Raw genomic sequence first — 15780 nt, 5'->3', positions numbered from 1 at the left:
ATGTTTATTTATTAACTTTATTGCTTAACCACAGCAACTAATCTTGTACAAAAACGTTGTAAGTAATTACACAAAATAATGAATCAAGAAATATTAACTCTAAGAAAAAAACTTCATCAAAACCCTGAATTGTCAGGTTGCGAGGGCAATACTTCGAATAGAATAATTGAGTTCATTGAATCTAACAATCCAACCAAAATCATAAAAAACATAGGAGGCTCTGGACTTGCCGCAATTTACGAATTTGACGAAGAAGGTCCAGTTATTGTAATTAGATGTGAACTTGATGCTCTTCCTATTGAGGAAAAAAACAACTTTGAATATAAATCAATAAATAAAGGAATATCACACAAATGTGGCCACGATGGGCATATGGCAATTGTGGCAGGACTAATATTTTGGATAAAGGAACAAACATTTAAATCAGGAAAAATAGTTCTTCTTTTTCAACCTGCCGAAGAAACTGGGGAAGGAGCATTTAAAGTTTTGAAAGATGAAAATTTTATAGGCATTAAACCAGATTACATTTTTTCTTTACATAACCTACCTGGATTTCCAACTAATTCTATCGTATTAAAAGCCGACTATTTTACGGCTACTGTACAAAGTATGATAATTACATTAAAAGGGAAAAAGGCACATGCCTCAGAACCAGAGAATGGAATTAACCCTACAGTTGCTGCATCTGAAATCGTGAGTTCTTTTTCGAAATTTGCCAATCATAATTTAGAAAGCGATGATTTTTCAGTCATCACACCTATTCATGTAAATATTGGCGAAAAAACTTATGGTATTTCTCCTGAAAATGCGGAAATCCATTACACTTTAAGAACCTGGAGCGAGTGTAAAATGAAGGCTTTAGAAAAAAGTTTATCCGAATACGTAACCTTTGCCTGTAATAGACATAACTTAAAATTTGAAATCAAATGGTTCGAATATTTTCCAGCAACAAAAAACGATGTTGAAAGTTATAACCTTATCAAAAAAGTAGCTCTAACTAACAGTTTCAATATAAAAGAAATAAAGATGCCGTTGCGGTTTGGCGAGGATTTTGGTTGGTTTTCAAAAAATTATAAAGCAGCAATGTTCGGCTTAGGAGCTGGTATTAATCATCCTTCGCTTCATCATAGTGACTATGATTTTCCTGAAGAAATAATTGAAACCGGAATTGATATGTTCAAAAATATTATAAATGAAATATTAAAATAACTACCTACAACAAGAGCTAAAATTCATGCCCAATCAACCTAACCGTTGCACGAAATTTTAGCTAAACGTTGGCATTAATTGAGAAAGACTGTAACATCCTTCTATATTTATTATCTTATATAAAACTCAATCAATCAAATGAAAAAAACACTTTTAGCATTACTGATGTTACTAATATTTGTTTCCTGTAAAACTGAAAAAGGAAGAATATTATTTATAGTATCAAATACAGAAGACATGGGAGACCCAGAAAAACACTTTGCGGGTAACAATCTCTGGGAAGTAGCTCCTCCATACCATGTTTTTGTTTCTCATGGATATGAAGTTGATTTTGTTTCACCAACTGGTGGAAAAGTCCCTTTCTCGATGGATCCTCTTGGAATTAGTAGTTATACTATAAAGTATGAGAATTTTAATGGTAATGTTGAAAATTCACTTACGCCTGACCTAGTAAATTATAAAAAATATAAAGCCGTTTTTATAGGTGGTGGATATGGACCATTATTTGATGTCGCCAACAACGAAAATTTATTATCAATTATAGCCAATATTTATGAAAATGGTGGAATAGTAGGAGGTTGTGGACACGGACCTGGTGCTTTTGCAAATGTCAAACTTAATAATGGTGATTATATGGTTAAAGGGAAGAAAGTGACTGGCTTTCCAAATTCAACTGAGATTACTAAAAACTGGGCTAAAGAAGGAACTTTATTACCTGTAATGTTGGAAAATCAATTGAGAGCAAATGGCGGAATATTTCAATCCAAAAGTGATTTGAATGATAAACATGATATAGTAATTGACAAGAGAATTGTGTCCACCATGTTTCTACCCTCTTCGGCAATAGTTGCAAAAGAAATGATTCAACAAATAGAAAACTAATGCCAACAATGACTGCAGTTAATACGGGTTTTGGTGCTTAACCAAAAGTTCCGTGCTTTGAGCCAGGTCCGCCAAATCTTTTTGATTTGGCTTTAGAACAAACAAGATAAAACAAAATAAAAAAGCTTTGGCTAAGTGCTTAATCGGAAATTAATTACTTTTAATTCCAGTACTAATCATAGCCGAGACGTTGTGTGTAATTTGAACAAACAGAAATGAAAATAACAGCATTAACATCTTTTTGTGTCGATTTATTTCCTGAATTGGATAAAATTTACGTCGGAGGAAATTCATTGAACTTTGCTACTCAATGCAAACTTTTAGGATATGAAAACACCTCAGTAATTGGGGCAATTGGAAAAGATAGATTTGGAAAACTAATAGAAAACCAATTAGATAAATTAAATATAAATCGTTCTAGGTTATACCAGATTAACGAACCGACTGCATCAAATAAAATTTTTATTAATGAAAAAGGAGACAGATATTTTAAAGACGATAGCTGGAATGGAGGCGCATTTGATAAGTTTAGATTATCAGAAAGTGATTGGAATTCATTAGCTGACAGTAAAATTGTTGCAATGCCAGCTGGCGCCTCAAACTTGAAAGAACTTTTAAAGAGACGAAATGAAAGTCAATTAATAGTCATTGACTTTTTAGACTACTTGGGAAGTGACTTTATCAAAGAACATATAGACAATATCGACATTGTTTTTCTGAGTGGTAAAGAAGAAATGCTAGATGAACTGCAAGAACTTTCTTCCCAAAAGAGAAAACTAATAGTGTCGACTTTAGGAGCAAAAGGTAGTGTAGCCCTTTTTCAAAATAAGAGATATTACCAAAAAGCGATTGAAGTTGATAAAATTATTGACACAACAGGTTGTGGAGACGCTTTTCAAGCAGCTTTTAGTATTGAATGGCTGAAAACTAAAGACATAGAAAAATCATTAAAAGAAGGTTCAATTGCTGCTAGTAAAGTTTTGAGTTTTGTAGGTGGAGTTGAACAAGAATAGAAAACTACACACAACACCGTGTATAATTAATTGCTGGTTCTACGTTACTTACGAAAATCCTCGCGGATTTTCTATTCGGTTTGTATTTACTAAATTAATCGTATAATCAACGCAAACAAATCATACACAAACACGTTGCCATTAATTAAAACACACACACATACAACCATTTCTATTATTTCAGCGTCTTTATAATTGAGACCTAAATTTTTAACTTATAAAAATGAAAAAAACCAAAATTACTTTACTATTCATCCTTGTTTTAACTTTAATTTATTTGTTTTTACCAAAACAACAAATAAAAAGTACTACAGCTAAAAATAGTGATGAATATATTATAGCAAAAATGGAAGAAACAGCTATTCCTGGAATGGCTGTTTCTGTAATAAGAGATGGAGAAGTTATTTTATTGAAGGGCTATGGATATGCGAACGTTAGTAGTCAAAAAAAAGTTGACATACATACGCCTTTCAATATTGCTTCAATAAGCAAACCTATTTTAGGTATTGCTCTATTAAAATTGGTCGACCAAAAAAGACTGGATTTAAATCAAGATATTAATTCCTATTTGCCTTTCAGAATCGATAACCCAAAAAATGATGTAAAAACAATCACTGTGCATCATTTGGCTACGCATACCTCAAGTATAAATGATTATTATGATATTGATAGTTATGAGATTAATAAAGATGCTGAAATTTCACTTTCTAAACATATCAAAAAACTACTAACACCTAGTGGCACTTTATATAATCAGGGAGAATTCTTCAAGAATACCCCTACCGGAACTGAAAGAAATTATAGTAATCTTGGAGCAGGAGTTGCTGGTTTAGTTTTAGAATCTATCACGAAAGAAAGTCTTGCCCAATTTTCTTCGAGAGAAATTTTTCATCCTTTAAAAATGAAAAATACTGGATGGTCACTAGCGGAATTTGAAATGGATAAATTAGCTACACGCTATAATGTAAAACAATGTGTTCCGTTTTTTAATTTATGTGCCGATACAAGTACACCTATAACTAATTATTTGATTTCCAAAATTTTCAATCCTCCTTTTGAGAATAAAAGCTTTATCGAATATCCTCACTATGGAAATCCTCAATACCCAGATGGAGGCCTAAATTCTAGTATTAATGACCTAACAATTTTGATAAAAACATTCTTTAATAGAGGAAAAAATGGTGATTATAATTTACTATCAGAAGATTCTTTTAATGAGATGTTTAAACTTCAGCTCCCAGATTCATTAAGTACTCGACAACGTTTTTTCTGGAGAGACAATAAAGACGGTTTAACAGGCCATTCTGGTTCTGACCTTGGTGTATTCACTAATGCCTATTTTGACTTAGAAAAGCAGGATGCAGTAATCATTTTAATGAATAGGGACGTTGATGCGGTAACCGAAAATGCTATGGATGAAATAAGAAATAAGTTATTGAATTATAGACGAGAGATTATAAAGGAATAACTTAAAAAACTACGGGCAACACAGTATCTAATTTAGTGCTAGTCATCGCCCACTCACAAAAATTCAGCTGAAATTTTCTATCTGTGATTTATTTAATAAATTAAGTGCTTAAACACGCAACAAATCACATACAAATCGTTGCCAGTAATTAGACTAAACCGAGAAATATAGATAATTATAATGAAAATTTTGATCTTTGGTGCGTCAGGTTCTGGAACTACAACTTTAGGAAAGGAAATTGAAAAAAAAGACAGATTTTAAGCATCTGGATGTTGATGATTATTATTGGAAAAAGACTGAACCACCTTTTCAAGAAAAATTATCTTTAAAAAAACGAAATGATAATCTGAAAGTCGATTTACTAGTATCCGAAGATTATCTTGAAACTATAGGCCATAATTCAAGGTTTAATTCAGCAGCATTAAGAGCAACAGAATTAAGAGGTAGAAATGAAAAAATTAATTTGCACACGATAAACCAAAACTAAGCACAACCATGTATATAAAAAATAGGCGAAAGAAGTAAAATCTAGGCTTTTGACTCGTATCAAACTTTGTACTTAACTGAAATTTAGGTGCTTTGAAATCGCCTACTTTTCATATACTAAACGTTAGCGGTAATATGTGGTAAGAAGTAACATAACCTTCGAGGCTTTCCTTTTTTTGCTGCTTACCCTATAAAAGATCTGCTCATTTCGCAAGCAGAACGTTTATCAGAGCAACAAAAAATCTACGGTACCAATTCATTGGTTTATCCTTTTAAGTGCGGCCTAGGCTTTAAAAATAGAGCAACTTTCGGGGTTTTCCCTTTTGCCGCCACAACGCAACTGTTGCGCAATCGATACGCGGACGGACTTATGGCTTGCCCGTATTTATAAAAGTTCTATAAGTATTCAAGTTTTTTTTATGTCTACTTAGGATTATCACAGGATGTAAGCCGTGGCAAAATCCACGGGAATAGCAGTATGAGCTTGTTTTTTGGAGCTGGGTTCGGGTTACATAAAACCGCTAACAAGACCTATACGTAATGCGGCGCTTGGTCAATATCATAAGGTTTGCGTATTTTTAGAAGGTCTGCCAAAACAGTTTGATTTGGGATTTAAAATAAAAAAATAAACACAAAAAAACTGCTTTAGCTAAGTGTAAAATAAAAAAGATGAGTACTGCTCTGCTCCTGCACTACGTATAGCTTTGACGTTAGCGACAAGTTAAAATAAGACCTCGTTTATGAAACTCAAATGCAGAGTAGATATATTTAGAACAAAAAGACAACTTAATGAAATTTAAATACAAACGTAGAAGGCAAATCCTTAAACAATACATTATTGGTTGGACAATTTCATTTCTTTTTTTAAGTGTTGTTCGAGGTGAAGGATCTCAAGAATTAGGTTCCGTTCAATTTGAGTTTTGGCAATCCATATTCGCTTCTATTATTGGCGGATTACTTTTAGGAAGTATTTCTGGATATGCTCAAATAGTAGCTGAAAAAAAAATGTTTAAACGAATATCAATACAAAAACTATTAGTTTTAAGAGTACTATATGCTATACTATTCCTAATATTTATTATTTCTATATCATATGTCATTTTTGGAAAAAACATAACGTTTATCGAATTTGCTTTCGAACCTGGCAGTTTTGCGTTTTATCTATATATAATATGTGTTGACATTTTCATGTTTGCTTTAAGGCAGATTAATTTGTTTCTCGGAGGCAATAATCTTTGGAAGCTTTTTAGCGGTAGATTTTATTCTCCGAGAGAAGAAGAACGAATATTTATGTTTCTAGATCTTCAGTCTTCAACAACGCACGCAGAAAGACTCGGCCATATCAAATACAGTAAAATGATTCAAGACTGTTTTAATGATTTAGGAATTGTAAGTGATTACGAATCAGAAATATATCAATATGTTGGAGATGAAGTAGTCCTGTCTTGGCAGCTTGAAATAGGATTAAGAAATCAGAATTGCCTTATGGCATATTTTAAATTTCAAGAGCAATTAGATAAAAAGGAAGACTATTATGAGGCAGCGTATAATTGTAAGCCCTTTTTTAAAGCTGGACTAAATTCAGGTATAGTTACAGTGACTGAGATAGGGAAGTATAAAAAAGAAATAGCGTATCATGGAGACACCATCAATACTGCTGCAAGGATTCAAGGAAAATGTAATGAACTCAATCAACAATTATTAATTTCCGAAAACTTAAAAGACGTAATAGATGATATAGGTTTCATATTTGAGAAAATTGGCAATATAGAATTAAAGGGAAAGAAGAAAACGGTACTTATTTATGGTATTCATAAAAATAAAATAAGCAAATGAATAAAAAACTCTTTCTATTATCAATAATTGGACTAAATTTTGTGTTACTACGCTGTAAACAAACAAATTCTAATCAACCGTATTTAAATCAAGCTCCACCCACTACAATTCCAAAATTATTTGCTCCGTTAATTGTTAACACGGACAGCATTGAAATTAATACGGTGTTTAACTCTTCTTTTACCGAAATGTTTTTTACCAGAATTATTAATGAAAAATTTGTTATTCATCATTCTGAATTAATTGAAGGTAATTGGAATTTGCCAGAACCTATACAAATGTTTATCGACCAAGAAAAGGAGTCAGTTGCGATTGACCCTTCAATTAGCCAAGACGGGAATACAATGTATTTTCTTGGTATTAATCCAGAAGACCATTTAAAAAAGTCTAAGCCTGACATTTACAAAAGCCAAAAAAATAATGGTAAATGGCAATTAGCGACAAAAGTTGAACACCCTATATCAACACAAGAATATGCAGAATCATACCCTGTTGTAGTTGCAGACGGAAGTTTGTACTTCACATCTGACAGGCCTGGTAGCTTAGGTAAAAGAGATATTTATCGTGCTCAGTATTTAGGAGATGGGAAGTTTGACTCTCCGATAAATATTGGTCCTGAAGTAAATTCTGAAAAAGGAGAAAGAAGTACTTATGTTTCACCTGATGAAAGTTTCTTAATAACTGCCAATACATATTCTAATGAAAAGGGGTTTGCGGTATCTTTCAAAAAAAATGGCAAATGGCAAAGACCAACTTTTTTTAACCTTGGAGAGAATATAAATGAAGATTGGAATTATTACTGTCCCTATATGTCGCCTGACAATAATTATTTTTTCTTCTCGAAAAGATATAGTTCTCCTGCAAATAGTGGGTGGAAAGGAGTGACGAAAGGTGCAGTGTATTGGGTTAAATCAAATGAGATTTTTAAACATAAAGAAAAATAACAATTGCTAACAACGTTTATAGTTCATTGCGCAGCCATTTAGGTGTCTGTCGAGAAGACCTCGCGAATTTCCTACACGTTCTTCCCTTTTTGATACCTTATTACCAAACGCAACGAAACCATACACAAACCGTTGTAAAGCATGTATTAAGGTATTTTTAGAACTTTATGTAGTTCCTTTTTATAACTCACTCCTATTGGAATTTCCAATGTACCAACTTCAACATCATGGGCCGTATAGGCAGTGATTTTATCTGTGTTAACAATATATGATCTATGCGTTCGAAGAAAATTTTCTGGTAACTTTTGTTCAAAATCACTGATTTTATCTTTGGTAACAATTGTCGTTTCCTTGGTATGTATTTGTATATAGTCCTTTAAACTTTCCACATAAACAATTTCTGAAAATAAAATTTTAACATTTTTCTTATTTACATTGACATATATAAAACCTGAATTTTTATCTTTTTTAGAAACATCAACTTCGTTTTTATAATTGCTTTCAACTGTTTTAAAGTACTTATTAATCGCTTTAAAAAACCGATCAAAAGAAATGGGTTTTAATAAATAATCTACCACTTCTAATTCATAACTTTCTATTGCATATTCTCTATAAGCTGTTATAAAAATAACTTTAGGCGGATTACTCAGAGATTTTAAAAAATCAATCCCAGTTAACAGCGGCATTTGAATATCTAAAAATATCAAATCTACAGGCTTCGATTTCAACACTTCAAAACCTTCCAATGCATTGTTACAAGTCGCTATTACTTCCAAATTAGGAAATTTAGCAACATGTGCTTCAATCAATGCTATTGCAAGAGGCTCATCATCTATAATAATACATTTTATCTTCACTTATTTAATTTCAAGTTTTACCGTTTTAGGTATTTAAATTTATTTGAAGCTCTACATTATATGAGATTTTATCCTCTACAACCTCCATTGAATGTTTGTTGGGATAAATTAATTGCAATTGACTATTCGTATTTACAAGTCCAATTCCCCTTTTAAAATTTGTAACATCTTTTTGAACGTGTGCTGGTTTTGTATTACATATAGAAAATAATAACTGTTTATTTTTAACACCAATTTCTATTCTTATTTTAGGAATGGTAACTGTTCCACTCGCTCCATGTTTAAAGGCATTTTCAACAAGCGAAACTAAAATTAATGGAGCTATTTGAGTTTGAGAATCATCAATATTCTTATTAAAAACAAGTTCTAACCTATTTCCATAACGCAACTGTTCTAAATCTATATAGTTTTGTATCAGCTGAGTTTCTTCTGAAATTGAAACTGTATTTTCATTACATTTATACAACATGTAATCTAACATTTCTGATAGTTTTAAAACAGTATCAGAGGCTTTGTCAGAATTTTGAAGCGTTAGCACATATAAATTATTTAATGTGTTAAATAAAAAATGTGGGTGAATCTGAGCTTTCATAAAATTTAATTCTGCAATTACCTTTTCTTTTTTCAAAAATTCTGCTCTTCTTTTTTCTTCAAAACGTTCTCTTATAAGCATAACGCTTGCAAAAAGAAATACTGGTAAATAGACTCTATGAAAAAAATCTTGATACAGTCTTTTTACGTCAGATGCAATTTCTAAAAGTGATTCTTGTCTAAATGGTTGTTCTCTGTACAATTCTTCTACAACATAAATTACCAATACACGAGCTAGAATAGAAAACACATATGTACTGATTAAAAAAAGAAACCCGAAGAGCACATATTTCTTCTTGTATAAGAACGTTGGATTTAAAAAATAAATAAGACAATAAGAAGCTATTATTTGAGGAAGTAATAAAATAACATTCCGGTTAAAAGATTCAGATATTGAACCATAACCATCTTTCATTGCTAAGGTATAACACAATAATAAAAGTATCCAAAATATCACATGACTCAACCAACGTTTTTGAAGAATACTAGTGCTAAACAGAGTTAATGATTTAATCATAATTTGAAAAATACACAATAACTAGAGTCAGGATCAAAATATCGATGCGTTGTTCTCTATTTACCCTTAATAATCATTTGTTACTGACGAATTAAAAACATCCTATAATATCAACGCTCTATAGTTAACAATGACTTAGTCGTCGACATACTATAATCAACACTATTTTAATGAAGTTCTTTGTCTTATTAAAAGAGATTCACTTAAAATTAAAATTAAAAATAATGAACATTAAATTATTAGCCTTTATTACAGTAGCTTGTATTGGATTTATCAATTATTCGTTTGCACAAAAAGATACACTGGAAATCATTAAAATTAATGAAGGTTCTGGTTTTTTCTACATTAAAGGAGGTATTGGACATGAGAATGATTCAATTACAGTGTATTATCACAAACCAAAAAACTTGACTACAAAATCGAAGGTTTTGATGGTTATTCCAGGAGCTGGAAGAAACGGAGACGATTATCGAGATTCTTGGATTGAAGCCTCAGAAAAGCATAATGTATTGATACTTTCTCCTTCTTATGCCGAAAAAGATTATTCCTACGCCGATTATCACTTAGGTGGTTTGATTAAAGAATTGGACATCAGAAAAGGAGTTACTTTTGAAAAGAATTCCAATCAAGTTTTTATAGATGAAGACATCGTGGAATTTAAACCAAATACAGATACTAGTCAATGGATTTATCATGATTTCGATCGAATTTTTATAATCGCCAAAAGAGCAGTGAAATCTAAGCAACAAAAATATGATATGTTTGGGCATTCTGCTGGTGGGCAAATTCTACATCGCTTTGCGTTAATTTATCCTAATTCAAAAGCAAATCGAATACTGGCTTCAAATGCCGGTTCTTACACACTTCCAAACACAAATACAACTATACCTTTTGGTTTAAAAAACACGGGGATTAACAACAAAAATCTAAAAAGGTCTTTCAAGAAGCATTTAGTTATTTTTCTTGGCGAATTGGATAATGCAGATGAAAAAGGAGGCAAAATCCTAAGGTCAAAGACAACAGACAAACAAGGAACACATAGGTTAGCAAGAGGGACTTATTTTTACAATAACAGTATAGCAATAGCAAAAATGCTGAAAACTAAATTCAACTGGAAACTAAAAATCATTGCTGGAGTGGGACACAATCAACGAAAAATGGCAAAAGCAGCGGCCATTTACCTCTATGAAAACTAATAATTCAACAAAATGGGATAGAAACGTTTTACAACAACGTGTATATTTCATGCTATCACATGAACTTCAAATAAAAATTATATCTTTAAACATACGGTTTACTATAACTGAAAATCCTGCGGATTCTAAGTCGCACAAATCATACACGAATACGTTAGGCGTCGTGTTAAAAATCTTCTACTTTACATCACAATTCTGTTTTTTTTGTCATCCTGTGGCAGAAAAAAAAAGTCGGCACTTGAATCGGAGATTTTATGGAGAATCGAATCCAAAAGTGGAATCGAATCCTTTATTTTCGGAACAATACATCTATATCCACGAACTGAATTGGAGCTTTCCTAAAAGGTTATTTCCAAACTTCAAGAATGTGACATACTTGCATTAGAAAGAGATATGTCAAATCAATCGGAACAGGAAAAGTTTGCAGACTTTAAAGTGCCAACTTTTTTACTGGAAAGGTATAGGGTTGTCATTGCAGAATACGGAGACGAACTTATAAATATGGAAAGTGAACTAATCATAAAAGCGTTAGAATCGATAATGGACGTAACGGGACTGGAATCTACCGACGAAGTTCTAAACTTACTGAAAAATATTAGCGATGAAAAATACCTGAAAATACACGTATCAAAGAACAAATACTGGTAAACTATAAAGAAACCTTAAACCAATACAAAAGGCAAGAAGTAAGCAATTTATATAAAAGTATGACAGTCCAAATGGGAGAAGAAATTATAAAAATACTGTTGGACAAACGAAACAAAAATTGGATAGAGGACATAGAATACCTGATTGAAAAAGACAGGACATTTATCGCTGTTGGAATGGCACATTTAGGAGGTGAAAATGGAATTCTAAATTTGTTGAAAGAGAATGGATATGAATTACAAAGAGTGGAATAAAATATACGCCGCCTGACAAAACCTAAACGTAATGCGGACTTTAGAGCTAAATCGAAAGGTCTATGTATATTTAGAAGGCCGCTAAATCTTATGGATTTAACATTGGATAAGAAAAAAATAAAGCAAAACAATAAGCTTTAGCTTCGTGCGCAGACGGAAACCAAAAGTTTCCTTGCCTCCGCACTACGCTTAGCCTAACCGTTGAACATAATACTAAAAAAGTGTAACAAAAATTCAGATTTGACTACTAAGAGATATAAAAAACTTAAACAAATGAAAAAAATACTTTACATTTTACTAGTTACTTTTGGAACCTCTCTTCAGGTTTTTAGTCAAGAAACACCATTAAGTCCATTAAATAATCCGGCTGACAAAAGTTTTATCAAAGCCGAAACTTCTGAAATGACTTGGTTTATGCTTAAAGATTCTCTTAAAATTCAAATAGGAAATGTGCTAACTGAAATTCAAAAAGAAAAAGAGAGCATATACATTATTACAACAGTCAATATGAAACAGTCGCCTACCAAATGGGTTGACAGTACCATTGTTGAAACACTGAATTTTAAACCGGTATATCATTCTTCATTCAATCAACAAAGAGATATGGTGTTGAATTTTGAAGAAAAAATTACTGGCTATTATTTAGATAAGCAAACAGCGACTAAAACACAAATTTCTGAAGAAGTTGACAAGCCTTTTTTTGATAGTAATTTCTACCCTCAATTAATAAGATTTCTTCCTTTAAAAAATAATTATTCAAACACTATTTCTATTTTTGACTATAATCCCACATCTAAAACAGGAGTAATTACCGCAACAATTAAAGATACAGAACAGACGTCTATCGACTTCAATGGAAAAACGAAACAAGTTTGGAAAGTTGAAGTTACAGATGATATTTCAAACAACGCTGCTATAAGTACATATTACATAGACACATCAACAAGAAAAATACTTAAACAAGAAATTGATTTTGGTGGGAGAAAAATGTTAATGGAATTAGTAGAATAGTGCAAAAAACACTGTGTACAACAATTTATATAAAACATAGCTAATATAGGCAATACCAAAGATTCATGTGTATTTACATAGACCGCCAAATTTTTAAATTTGGCTTTTAATAAAATAAAGAGAAAAAGAAAAATTCGGCTCGTGTATAATCTGAAAAGTTAGCGTTTATTTATACGCTATGTTTCCTATACGAGACGTTAGCAGTAATTTGCAGAAGCTGTAACAAATGATATATACAATCGCCTAACTGAAAAATACAATTGAAAACAATAAAAAAATTATTACTATCGACTTTCGTAATGCTTCTTCTTCTAACAAGTTGCAGTACTCTTAAGACAATTAAATTAATGAAAAGTGGAGAAGTTGAACAAGAAGAGTTCAATGTTAAAATTCCTTTTGAATATCGCTTAGGTCTTATTATTTTGAAAGTGAATATTTCTGGAGAAGAGTATGATTTTATTCTTGATACAGGGGCTCCAAATGCTATTTCAAAGGAATTAGCTAAAAAATTAGAGCTAAGTAACATCTTTAAACAGAAAGTTGTTGATAGTCAAAGTGAAGAATCTAAGTTAGGTTTTGTTTTAATAAAAAAGCTAGGCTTAGGAGGTATTGATTTTTTAAATATGGGCGCTGCAGTTGCTGATTTAAAGCAATCTAAAGAAGTAGGCTGTTTACGAATTGATGGTTTTATCGGTTCAAATTTAATGAGAAAAGCTATTTGGAAATTTGATTACCAAAATCAAATAATTACCATCACCAACTCAATTGAATCTTTAAGTATTCCAAAAGTAACTAGTAAAATACCTTTTTTTACAATGCTTACTGGAACGCCTATTATAGATTTTAGATTAAATGATGTGACCCAGAAAAACGTCATCGTCGATTTAGGCTCAAATGGTGGTATTTCATTATCGAAGAAAACTTATAATGCTTTGATGAAAAACAATCCTTCGATTCCACAAACATCCAGTTTTGGAATTTCAGGTTCAGGACTTTATGGCTTAGGTAAAGCAGATAGTACTTATCACATCAAAGCACCCTCTGTTTCATTTGGAGATGTCTCACTTGAAAACACTATCGTTAGTTTTGCCGATGAAGCAGCATCAACAATTGGAAACCAGTTCTTTAAAAACTATGATTTTGTCCTAAATTGGTTTACCAAAGAAATTCTATTGATAAATAAAACAGAATATGATAACTCAACTTTAGCGACTTTCGGTTTCTCATGTTCCAACCAAGAAAACCATTTAATAGTTAGTAATATCTATAAAAATATGGAAGACTTAAAAATAGGTGATCAAATATTGCAAGTAGGTAAAACCAACTATAATAAGTTATTACCAGAGCAATGGTGCGAAATACTTGAAAATGGGCTTACCAAGGAAAAAGAAGTGCTTAAAATTTCCATACTAAGGGATAATAAAAAGTTAAGTTTCACATTAAGAAAAGAGAAGCTATTGTAACAAAAAACTGCTAACACGGTATATAGAAAATATGGTGTTCAGTAGTTTACGGAAGTCCTGAGTCACTTACAAAGTCCGCCAAATATAAAATTTAGCTCAAAGTAAACTTGAAAGTTGGTCTCTTTCTATTGCCCTACTTGCCATATACTAACCGTTAGCGGTAATATGTGGTAAAAAGTAAGATAATCTTCGAGGCTTTCCCTTTTTTGCTACTTACCCTATAAAAGACCCACTCAGTTCTCAAGCAGAACGTTTATCAGAGCAACAAAAAATCTACGGTACCAGTTTCATTGGTTTATCTTTTAAGTGTGGCTTAGCCTTTAAAAATAACCCAGCTTTTGGGGTTTTCCCTTTTACCGCCACAACGCAACTGTTGCGCAATAGATATCCAGACGGACTTGTGGCTTGCCCGTATTTATAAAAGTGCTATACCTCTTAATTTTTTTATGTCTGCTTAGGTGTATCGCTGCATGTTAAAAGCGGCAAAATCTACACGAAATACAGGAATAGCTTGTCTTTTAGCGTTTGGTTCGGGTTACATAAAACCGTTTCAAGACCTATACGTACTGCGGGGCTTGGTCAATATCAAAAGGTTTGCGTATTTTTAGAAGGTTCGCCAAAACAGTTTGATTTTGTATTTAAAACAAAAAATTAACATAAAAAAACTGCTTTAGCTACGTGTAAAATAAGGAAAATGAGTGCTGCGCTGCTCCGGAACTACCTATAGCTTAGCCGTTGTGTGTAATGTATATTCTAACATGATACAATAACTTTCAAAACTAATACTCGAACTATGATTTATTATTGGGTACACATACTTTACATATATATTGGTGCTAAATTCTTTTGGAATAAAGTTGACTTAGTAACAAATCTTTCTCGGGAGAGAACGGTAAGTATTCTTGACTGTGATGCTATGCGATACATGGCAAATTCTAAATACTTTTATTATATGGATTTCATACGATTTGAAATAATTTTCAGGACTAAGTTATACGACAATACATTTAGGAAAGGAGTATTCCCTGTATTAGGTTCTCAAAAGTTCGTATACAAAAAACCTTTAAAAAGATGGACAAAATTTAGAGTTACTCTAATTTTAGAAGGGTGGGATGATAAATGGGTATATCACAGACATACATTTGAGCAAAACGGTGAAATCCGTGCAATTGGTTTTACAAAGATTGCATTTTGGAAAAACAAAAAAGCACAAGACATGCGTAAAATAATTTACGATAGCGGATTGCATCAAGCAGAAATGAATCCATCAATAAATATTTTAAACATGTTCAATGATGACTATCAAATATTAAAAAATATAAAACCATTAAAAACTACACACAACACACGGTAAAAAACATTGGGCAGATGGTGCGAAATTTGAACAATATAACATTTAACAAAC

The 15780-nt window shown here is 31.8% G+C and carries 15 protein-coding genes; 13 read left to right on the top strand and 2 right to left on the bottom strand.

The features are described from left to right. The first annotated feature begins 78 nt into the window (after positions 1-78). The 7 genes from Q360_RS0106730 to Q360_RS0106700 all read left to right on the top strand — a co-directional run bounded on the left by Q360_RS0106730 (position 79) and on the right by Q360_RS0106700 (position 7838). The gene (locus tag Q360_RS0106730) at positions 79-1209 is read left to right on the top strand and encodes an amidohydrolase (protein ID WP_027076403.1); all 1131 of its coding nucleotides are present in this window, start codon (positions 79-81) and stop codon (positions 1207-1209) included. A 138-nt stretch (positions 1210-1347) separates the two neighbouring features. Next, positions 1348-2091: a type 1 glutamine amidotransferase domain-containing protein gene (locus Q360_RS0106725; protein WP_027076402.1), complete on the top strand. Its 744-nt coding sequence runs from the start codon at positions 1348-1350 to the stop codon at positions 2089-2091. 215 nt (positions 2092-2306) lie between these two features. Beyond that, complete coding sequence (locus Q360_RS0106720; RefSeq protein WP_027076401.1) at positions 2307-3104, top strand: carbohydrate kinase family protein; 798 nt, start codon at positions 2307-2309, stop codon at positions 3102-3104. 223 nt (positions 3105-3327) lie between these two features. Further along, positions 3328-4572 carry a serine hydrolase domain-containing protein gene (locus Q360_RS0106715; protein WP_027076400.1) on the top strand — a complete coding sequence of 415 codons (1245 nt, stop codon included), beginning with the start codon at positions 3328-3330 and terminating at the stop codon, positions 4570-4572. A 238-nt stretch (positions 4573-4810) separates the two neighbouring features. Then, positions 4811-5059, top strand: a complete 249-nt coding sequence (locus Q360_RS26105; protein WP_027076399.1) for a P-loop NTPase family protein — start codon at positions 4811-4813, stop codon at positions 5057-5059. Positions 5060-5847: 788 nt separating this feature from the next. Beyond that, positions 5848-6894: an adenylate/guanylate cyclase domain-containing protein gene (locus Q360_RS24575; protein ID WP_051554606.1), complete on the top strand. Its 1047-nt coding sequence runs from the start codon at positions 5848-5850 to the stop codon at positions 6892-6894. Continuing rightward, positions 6891-7838 carry a TolB-like translocation protein gene (locus Q360_RS0106700; protein ID WP_027076398.1) on the top strand — a complete coding sequence of 316 codons (948 nt, stop codon included), beginning with the start codon at positions 6891-6893 and terminating at the stop codon, positions 7836-7838. Before Q360_RS24575 ends, Q360_RS0106700 begins: the two co-directional genes overlap by 4 nt. A 146-nt stretch (positions 7839-7984) precedes the next feature. Here Q360_RS0106700 and Q360_RS0106695 read toward each other — a convergent pair whose 3' ends face one another. Together Q360_RS0106695 and Q360_RS0106690 are read right to left on the bottom strand one after the other, a co-directional pair. Further along, complete coding sequence (locus tag Q360_RS0106695; protein WP_027076397.1) at positions 7985-8695, bottom strand: LytR/AlgR family response regulator transcription factor; 711 nt, start codon at positions 8693-8695, stop codon at positions 7985-7987. Positions 8696-8720: 25 nt separating this feature from the next. Further along, a complete protein-coding gene (locus tag Q360_RS0106690; protein ID WP_084273381.1) occupies positions 8721-9803 on the bottom strand; it encodes a sensor histidine kinase in 1083 nt (360 codons plus the stop codon). 224 nt (positions 9804-10027) lie between these two features. On the opposite strand from Q360_RS0106690, the gene Q360_RS0106685 reads away from it, so the two are divergent. The 6 genes from Q360_RS0106685 (at position 10028) to Q360_RS0106655 (ending at position 15729) form a co-directional block, all read left to right on the top strand. Further along, on the top strand, positions 10028-10999 hold the full coding sequence (locus Q360_RS0106685; protein ID WP_027076395.1) for a hypothetical protein: 972 nt from the start codon (positions 10028-10030) through the stop codon (positions 10997-10999). A 393-nt stretch (positions 11000-11392) separates the two neighbouring features. Beyond that, positions 11393-11647, top strand: coding sequence for a hypothetical protein (locus Q360_RS0106675; RefSeq protein ID WP_027076393.1), 255 nt, complete (start codon positions 11393-11395; stop codon positions 11645-11647). Beyond that, positions 11608-11901 carry a TraB/GumN family protein gene (locus tag Q360_RS25135; RefSeq protein WP_084273380.1) on the top strand — a complete coding sequence of 98 codons (294 nt, stop codon included), beginning with the start codon at positions 11608-11610 and terminating at the stop codon, positions 11899-11901. Before Q360_RS0106675 ends, Q360_RS25135 begins: the two co-directional genes overlap by 40 nt. Positions 11902-12174: 273 nt before the next feature. Further along, positions 12175-12912 (top strand): DUF3108 domain-containing protein, encoded by a 738-nt coding sequence (locus Q360_RS0106665; protein ID WP_027076391.1) that lies wholly within the window; start codon positions 12175-12177, stop codon positions 12910-12912. 347 nt (positions 12913-13259) lie between these two features. Then, on the top strand, positions 13260-14375 hold the full coding sequence (locus Q360_RS0106660) for a retropepsin-like aspartic protease (protein ID WP_027076390.1): 1116 nt from the start codon (positions 13260-13262) through the stop codon (positions 14373-14375). 793 nt (positions 14376-15168) lie between these two features. Further along, positions 15169-15729, top strand: coding sequence for an acyl-CoA thioesterase (locus tag Q360_RS0106655; protein WP_027076389.1), 561 nt, complete (start codon positions 15169-15171; stop codon positions 15727-15729). The last annotated feature ends 51 nt before the right edge of the window (positions 15730-15780 follow it).

Source organism: Maribacter antarcticus DSM 21422, assembly GCF_000621125.1.
Lineage (GTDB): Bacteria > Bacteroidota > Bacteroidia > Flavobacteriales > Flavobacteriaceae > Maribacter > Maribacter antarcticus.
The sequence above is the reverse complement of the archived record's forward strand: the minus strand, read 5'-3'. Positions and strand labels throughout refer to the sequence as shown.

What these genes read in the sequence shown, in the direction of transcription:
- Q360_RS0106715 (WP_027076400.1), top strand. Translation starts at nt 3,328, where the DNA reads ATGAAAAAAACCAAAATTACTTTACTATTCATCCTTGTTTTAACTTTA.
- Q360_RS0106675 (WP_027076393.1), top strand. Translation starts at nt 11,393, where the DNA reads ATGTCAAATCAATCGGAACAGGAAAAGTTTGCAGACTTTAAAGTGCCA.
- Q360_RS0106720 (WP_027076401.1), top strand. Translation starts at nt 2,307, where the DNA reads ATGAAAATAACAGCATTAACATCTTTTTGTGTCGATTTATTTCCTGAA.
- Q360_RS0106655 (WP_027076389.1), top strand. Translation starts at nt 15,169, where the DNA reads ATGATTTATTATTGGGTACACATACTTTACATATATATTGGTGCTAAA.
- Q360_RS0106690 (WP_084273381.1), bottom strand. Translation starts at nt 9,803, where the DNA reads ATGATTAAATCATTAACTCTGTTTAGCACTAGTATTCTTCAAAAACGT.
- Q360_RS0106700 (WP_027076398.1), top strand. Translation starts at nt 6,891, where the DNA reads ATGAATAAAAAACTCTTTCTATTATCAATAATTGGACTAAATTTTGTG.
- Q360_RS0106665 (WP_027076391.1), top strand. Translation starts at nt 12,175, where the DNA reads ATGAAAAAAATACTTTACATTTTACTAGTTACTTTTGGAACCTCTCTT.
- Q360_RS0106730 (WP_027076403.1), top strand. Translation starts at nt 79, where the DNA reads ATGAATCAAGAAATATTAACTCTAAGAAAAAAACTTCATCAAAACCCT.
- Q360_RS24575 (WP_051554606.1), top strand. Translation starts at nt 5,848, where the DNA reads ATGAAATTTAAATACAAACGTAGAAGGCAAATCCTTAAACAATACATT.
- Q360_RS0106660 (WP_027076390.1), top strand. Translation starts at nt 13,260, where the DNA reads ATGAAAAGTGGAGAAGTTGAACAAGAAGAGTTCAATGTTAAAATTCCT.
- Q360_RS0106725 (WP_027076402.1), top strand. Translation starts at nt 1,348, where the DNA reads ATGAAAAAAACACTTTTAGCATTACTGATGTTACTAATATTTGTTTCC.
- Q360_RS0106685 (WP_027076395.1), top strand. Translation starts at nt 10,028, where the DNA reads ATGAACATTAAATTATTAGCCTTTATTACAGTAGCTTGTATTGGATTT.